4 protein-coding genes are annotated in these 6,354 nt (G+C 70.1%); 1 reads left to right on the top strand and 3 read right to left on the bottom strand.

Features of this window, described 5'->3' with window-relative positions; all coding sequences use genetic code 11:
- The coding region (locus AC1D12_RS21340; RefSeq protein WP_477842705.1) for a hypothetical protein at positions 1-1,165 on the bottom strand (1,165 nt) is incomplete at its 3' end.
- Between the two features lie 210 nt (positions 1,166-1,375).
- On the opposite strand from AC1D12_RS21340, the gene AC1D12_RS21335 reads away from it, so the two are divergent.
- Complete coding sequence (locus tag AC1D12_RS21335) at positions 1,376-3,505, top strand: phosphocholine-specific phospholipase C (RefSeq protein WP_477842703.1); 2,130 nt, start codon at positions 1,376-1,378, stop codon at positions 3,503-3,505.
- A 13-nt stretch (positions 3,506-3,518) separates the two neighbouring features.
- On the opposite strand, the gene AC1D12_RS21330 is transcribed toward AC1D12_RS21335, so the two are convergent.
- Complete coding sequence (locus AC1D12_RS21330) at positions 3,519-6,179, bottom strand: glycoside hydrolase family 9 protein (protein ID WP_477842701.1); 2,661 nt, start codon at positions 6,177-6,179, stop codon at positions 3,519-3,521.
- Between the two features lie 15 nt (positions 6,180-6,194).
- On the bottom strand, positions 6,195-6,350 hold the full coding sequence (locus AC1D12_RS21325) for a LemA family protein (protein ID WP_477842707.1): 156 nt from the start codon (positions 6,348-6,350) through the stop codon (positions 6,195-6,197).
- Positions 6,351-6,354 lie beyond the last annotated feature (4 nt).

Genomic DNA, 6,354 nt, shown 5'->3' with positions numbered 1-6,354 from the left:
GCAGCGCACCGAGCGCGATCGCGACCGACACGCCGGTGATGGCCGCGGCCGGCACATGCCTGGCCTGCATGGCAGGCGCCAGGATGCCGCTCAGGCCGCGCAAGGTGCGCCAGAACACCTGCGCGTTCGTCGAGTTCTTCTGGCGCTTCTGCATGCCTTCGAGGCGCAGGCCGTCCAGCACGAGCCCGGCCGCTTGCACGGCGCGTGCGGTCTGGTCGTTCTGGATCTTTTGCAGGCCCTGGTGTTCGTCGGGGGTCAACGCGCGCAGGAAGTCCTGCAGCTGTTCTTCAGTGGGGGCCGGGCTCGTCGGCAACGCGTGCGCCGGGTGTTTCGCGGCAAGCTCCTGCAGCATCGCACCCATCGCGGCGGCATCCTTCTGCGCCAGGTCCTTCAGCTGCACGAGGTCGGCCTCGATCTGCTGCAAGGTCGTATTGGCCTTGAGGTTGCCGGGCATCTTGCCCATCGGCCCACCCTTCTGCCGCATCACGGTGATGGCCGAGACGATCGATGTCTGCAGGCCCGCCGTCACGAAGGGCTGTGCCGCCAGCGCCGCGACGCTGCCGCCCAGCACCTTGGTCGGCGTGCTCTCCAGCGCCGCGAACGGGATCGCGCCGTACAGCACCGCCTGGAACAGCGAGCCGCTGCTGGGGATGCAGCGCCCGCCCTGGGTGGCCATGTCGTCCATCGCTTGGATCTTCGCGTCGGAGAGTTGCAGCACGTTCTTCTGGAAGTCGCGCAGCACCGCGGGCGAGAGCAACTGCGCCAGCTGGTCGTGTGACGGCGTGGTGCTGCCGTCGGGGCGCGGCGCGAGCGGGTTGTGGCGCACCTCGTTGACGAGTTTCGCCGCGGCGCCCAACTGCGCTTCGCCCGGCATGAGTGCACGTTGCGCCGCGAGCTTGCGTTCGAAATCGGGCAGGTTGCGCGCGAGACGCACCTCTGGCGGTGCAGCCCCGAGCGTGCCCAACGCGCCCAGGTTGCCATCCTGGCGCGGACGCGTGCCCGCCCGGGTGCGCGGCGGACGCGTGATCGACGGCCGGTCGCCGTCGAGTGGGCGCGTGGACGAGCGGGTCCTCGCGTCGGGCTGATCAGGGTGATCGGGCTGGGTTCTGACCGAGGGCGCGCGGCTGGTCGTGGCGGTCGGCTTCGGGARGGTCGGCATCGACATGGGGTGGCACGGGTGAGTGATCGAATGGACGCACTGTCTTCGGGCGTCGCTGTCACATTTCCGCGCGTGCCGAAGCGCCTGTCCCGAATGCGAAGCGGCCTGCGCCGTCGACGGGACTATCCAGGCGTTTGTCATCCCACCGTCACGCGGCACGACATCGTGCAGTCATGCTCGCCGCATACGGTGGTGGTCCCTTCAGGAGACCACCCCATGACAGACCTGCATCGACGCGACGTCCTCAAACTCATCGGCGCCGGCGGCCTGGGCGGCGCGTTGCCAGGCAGCATCGCGAATGCACTGGCCGTGCCGGCCCATCACCGCACAGGCACGATCGAGGACGTCGAGCACATCGTCATCCTGATGCAGGAGAACCGCTCGTTCGACCACCTGTTCGGCACGCTGCGCGGCGTGCGCGGCTTCGCCGACCCACGGGCCGTGACGCTGCCGTCGGGCCAGCCCGTCTGGTACCAGCCGACCGCGACCGGCACGCTGCTGCCGTTCCGCCCGCCGGTGGCCGATGTCGGGCAGACCTTCCTGCCGGATCCGCCGCACGGCTGGAACGACACGCATGCCGCGTGGAACGGCGGCCGCTGCGACCAGTGGGTGCCCCACAAGGGCGCGGTGACGATGACCTACCACACGCGCCGCGACATCCCCTTCCACTACGCGCTGGCCGATGCCTTCACCGTCTGCGATGCCTACCACTGCTCGGTGCTCGGGCCGACCGACCCGAACCGCTATCACCTGTGGAGCGGCTGGCTCGGCAACGACKGCCGGCAAGGCGGGCCGGTCATCACCAATGCGGAAGCCGGCTACGACTGGACGACGTTCCCGGAGCGGTTGACGCAGGCCGGCATCGGCTGGAAGGTCTACCAGGACGTCGGCACCGGCCTGAATGCCGCGGGCTTCTGGGGCTGGACCTCGGACCCCTACATCGGCAACTACGGCGACAACGCGCTGCTGTACTTCCACCAGTACCAGAACGCGCCCGAGGGATCGCCGCTGGCCGTCGCGGCGCGCACCGGCACGCAGATCAACGCGCTGAACCGCGATCCGGCGCGCCTGTTCGACACGCTGCGCGAGGACGTGCGCAACGGCCGCCTGCCGGCGGTGTCGTGGATCGTCGCGCCGGAGGCCTTCAGCGAGCACCCGAACCATGCGGCGGATTTCGGCGCCTGGTACAGCTCGCAGGTCATCGACATCCTCGCCTCCAACCCCGATGTCTTCGGCAAGACGGTGCTGTTCATCAACTACGACGAGGAAGGCGGCTTCTTCGACCACATGGTTCCGCCCACCCCGCCGTTTGCCGGGCAAGGCGCGTCGACGGTGGACACCGTCAACGAGATCTACCCGGCCGGCGACGCCGCCCACCCGAGCGCACCGTACGGCCTGGGCATGCGGGTGCCGATGCTCGTGGTCTCGCCGTGGAGCAAGGGCGGCTGGGTCAACTCGCAGGTGTTCGACCACACCTCGCTGATCCGCTTCATCGAGGCACGCCACGCGAAGGCGCATCCGCAACTCGTCGAGCCCAACATCACGCCGTGGCGGCGCGCCGTGGCCGGTGACCTGACGTCGACGCTCGATTTCTCGCGCCCGGACCGGGATCGGGTGCGGCTGCCGAGCACCGCGGGGCTGATGCCTGCGAACCTGGTGCGCCACCCCGACTACGCGATCGTGCCGCCGACCTCGCCGCTGCTGCCGGTGCAGGAGCCCGGCGTGCGGCCGGCGCGCGCCCTGCCCTATGTGTTGCATGCCGAAGGCGCGGCGAACACCGCGACGGCATCGTTCCAGCTCAGCTTCGGCAACACCGGCAAGGCGGCAGCCGTCTTCCATGTGCGCTCGGGGCAGGCGGCGCAGGCACCGAGGAACTTCACGGTCGAGCCCCAGCGTTTGCTGTCGGCCTCGTGGGCGGCGGCGGTCGATGCGTCGTATGACCTGTCGCTCAGCGGGCCGAACGGCTTCCTGCGTGCCTTCAAGGGCAAGGTCCGCGCCGACAGCAGCAAGCTGCTGATCCGCGCGAGCTACGACGAGGGGCGCCTGGGCATCACGCTGTCGATCACGAACGTCGGGCTGCAGGCGGTCGGCCTGCGGGTGCGCGACGGGTATGGCGACGGGCGCGGTGACGGGCGTGGTGACGATCGCTGGGCCGACCGGCTCAGGCCGGGCCAGTCGACCGCGAAGTACTGGCCGCTCGAACGCAGCCGCGGCTGGTACGAGCTGGAGATCACGGTCGACGGCGATGCGGCGTTCGCGGCGCGCTTCGCCGGCCACGTCGAGAACGGCGACGACAGCATCAGCGACCCGCTGATGGGGCGGCTGCGGCCGGGCCCGCGTCCGTGACCATCGGCCTGCCTCAGTGCGCCGTCACCACGGCGATGCTGCAGTCGCGCCCCTGGACCTGCACGTTCGATGGAATCGGCCGTGCACCGCTGTACGCGAGCTGCATCCCGAGGTCGACCGCACTGCCCGCCGCCACCGTCGCGTTCCAGTCCACCGGCCGGACGGTGATGGTGCGCGCGCTGGAGGTCACCACACTGCTCCAGTAGTTGGTCACCGTGAAGTCGCTCGACTCGGTCCACGACAGCTGCCAGTTGCTCAACGCCTGCGTGCCGGTGTTGCTCAGCCGGATCGCCATCACCTGGCCCGCGCCCCAGTCGTTGCTGATGTCCAGCGTGACCGCGCACGCGCCGGGCGGTGGCGTCGTCCCCTGCTGCGTGGTGGCCGACACCGTGGCACTGGCGGCGCCCTCGCCGCCGGCGTTCGCGGCCGTCACCTGGTACCACCAGGTGGTGTTCGCCGCCAGCCCGGTGTCGAGGTAGCTCGTCGCCGTCGGTGATCCGACCGCACTGAAGCTGCCTGCCGCCCCGCTGGCCGAGCGCTTCACCGAGTAGCTCGTCGCATTCGCCGCCGCCGTCCACGCGAGCGTCACCGACCCGGCCCCGCCGGTGGCCGTGAGACCCTGCGGTGCCGCCGGCGGGGTCACCGGGCTGCCGCCGCATGCCGGTGGCTCATTGCCGAACACCTTCACACCGTTCGAGTAGACCGGGATCGCCAGCGACTTGACCGTGCTGCCGGCCGCCAGCCCCGCATACGACGGGTCGTTCGCCGGGTTCCAGTACGCCGTGYCGGAGGGCGCCGAGAAGCGGAACTGGATCTCCTTGCGGTGTGCCGACTGGCCGCCCGGGTAGATGTCGGTGCCGGTGAAATCCGCGACGGCGTAGTAGATGTTGCTCGTGCCGCAGCGGAACGGCCCGCTCGCCGCCCCGCCCTGCGAGTAGTTCGTGCTCAGCGTGATCGCCGAGGCCGGCACGCCGGCCGCGATCACCTCGCTCAGGTCGACGTAGTAGCGCAGCGAGAGCTTGTCGCCATGCCGCGCCGGCCAGCCCGAGCGGTTGTTCAGCAGCGCCTTGATCTCGGTGTAGGTGCCGCCCGAGCTGTTGATGCCGGCCTCGACGAAGAACTCGTCCTCGGTGGCCACCTCGCGCGGCGGGAAGTTCGCGAGCGGCGCGCCGCCGGGTGCGAGCTCGTTCATCTTCGCCAGCACGCCGGTGAAGGCCGCGTTGTAGTCGGTCGCGACCTCGTTCGACACGTAGTTGCCGATGTCGTCGCTGTACGAATCGTTCGCGCCCGGCCCGCCCACCATCGCGCCGTACAGCAGGTGGCGATGTGCCGCCGGCGTCGCCTGGCTGTCCAGCCACGAGCCGTGCGCCGTGCGGTGGTGCGGGTGCTGCGGCGGGTTGACGCCGAAGCCGATCAGGTAGCTGCCCTGGCGCGGGTTGTCGCCCAGCACGTAGTTGACCTGGCGCGTCGCGAAATCCCGATACCGCTGCTGCTTTGCCGCGTCGCCCACCACGTCGGCATAGGCGAGCGCGATGAAGGCCTCGTTCATCGCATAGCGCAGCGAGCCCCACTGGTCCAGCCAGGCCAGGCCGCCCGGCGTGTAGGTCACGCGCTGGCCGTCCGAGGTGCCGGTGGTCCAGTAGTCGAGGTTGCGCTCCAGCGCGTCCTTGTAGAGCGCCTTGCCGGTGCTCTCGGCCAGCATCAGGTAGACGCCGACGAGCTTGCTGTCCCAGCCCAGCGTCCACTTGTACGGCAGGTAGGCGGTCTGCCCTTCGGTGCCGAAGTTGCCCACGAACGACTCGGCCTTCTGCAGGTAGGCCGCCTCGCCGGTGGCGCGGTACAGCCAGGCGGCGCCCCAGGCCAGTTCGTCGTAGTAGCCCGACCAGGAGTTGTAGTAGTTGGCCGCGTCGGGGACACAGTCGGAGTACTTCGCGCGCACCGTGTCGGCGAAGGTGTAGAGCTGCCGCGCATGCGTCAGCAGTTGCGCCGCATAAGTGGGATCGCTGGGCGAGAACAGCATCGAGGCGGCCGCCATCGCCGCCGCGGTCTCGGCCGCCACGTCCGACCCACCGCAACTGGCCGTGATCCGGTAGCTCGGCGCCGCGAGCGGGTAGACCTCGACCGGGCCCCACCAGCTGTGGTCGGTGCCGCCGTTGCCCACCTGCACCACCAGCTCGTTCGGTGCGGTGTGCGCGCGCATGAAGTAGTCGTTGACGAAGCGCAGGTTGGCGAGCAGCGCGTCGTACTGCCCGGCGGCCTGGTAGCCGGCCTTGAAGCGCAGCCCGCCCCAGGCGAGCTGGGTCGCGCTGAAGGCCATCGGGAAGCCGAACTTCACATGGTCTCCGGCGTCGTACCAGCCGCCGGTCAGGTCGCGGCCGATGTCGCTGCCATCGGACAGGCGCGAATCGCCGCGCCAGCTGGTGACGCGGTTCCAGGCCGGCAGCTTGCCGGACTGCTGCGCTTCGTAGAACAGCACCGATTTCTGCAGCGCCTCGGCGTAGTTGAAGCGGGGCGCGGCCAAGGGGGCGGCCATCGCGCGGGCGCGCGAGGTGTCCTGGGCCGCCGCGTCGGCGGGCGCGGGGCCGTCGCCGCCGCCGCAGGCGCTCAGTGCGGCCACGGCAATGGCGGAGCAGGCCGCCATCCGCCCCAGCCGATGGATGAAGTTCTCGTTCATGGTCATCTCCCTGGATCAGAGGTTAGTGGGCACGGACGCGTAGCCGCCCAGGCGGGCGGCGATCGCATCCGGAAACGACTGGGTCAGCGCGTTGTAGCTGCCGGCGAAGCGGCTGTAGCGCTCGCGGGCCTCGGCCAGCTGCGCCTCCGACTGCAGCAGCTGCCGGTGCAGGTCC

This window comes from Rhizobacter sp. P1_G5 (assembly GCF_056405435.1).
The sequence above is the reverse complement of the archived record's forward strand: the minus strand, read 5'-3'. Positions and strand labels throughout refer to the sequence as shown.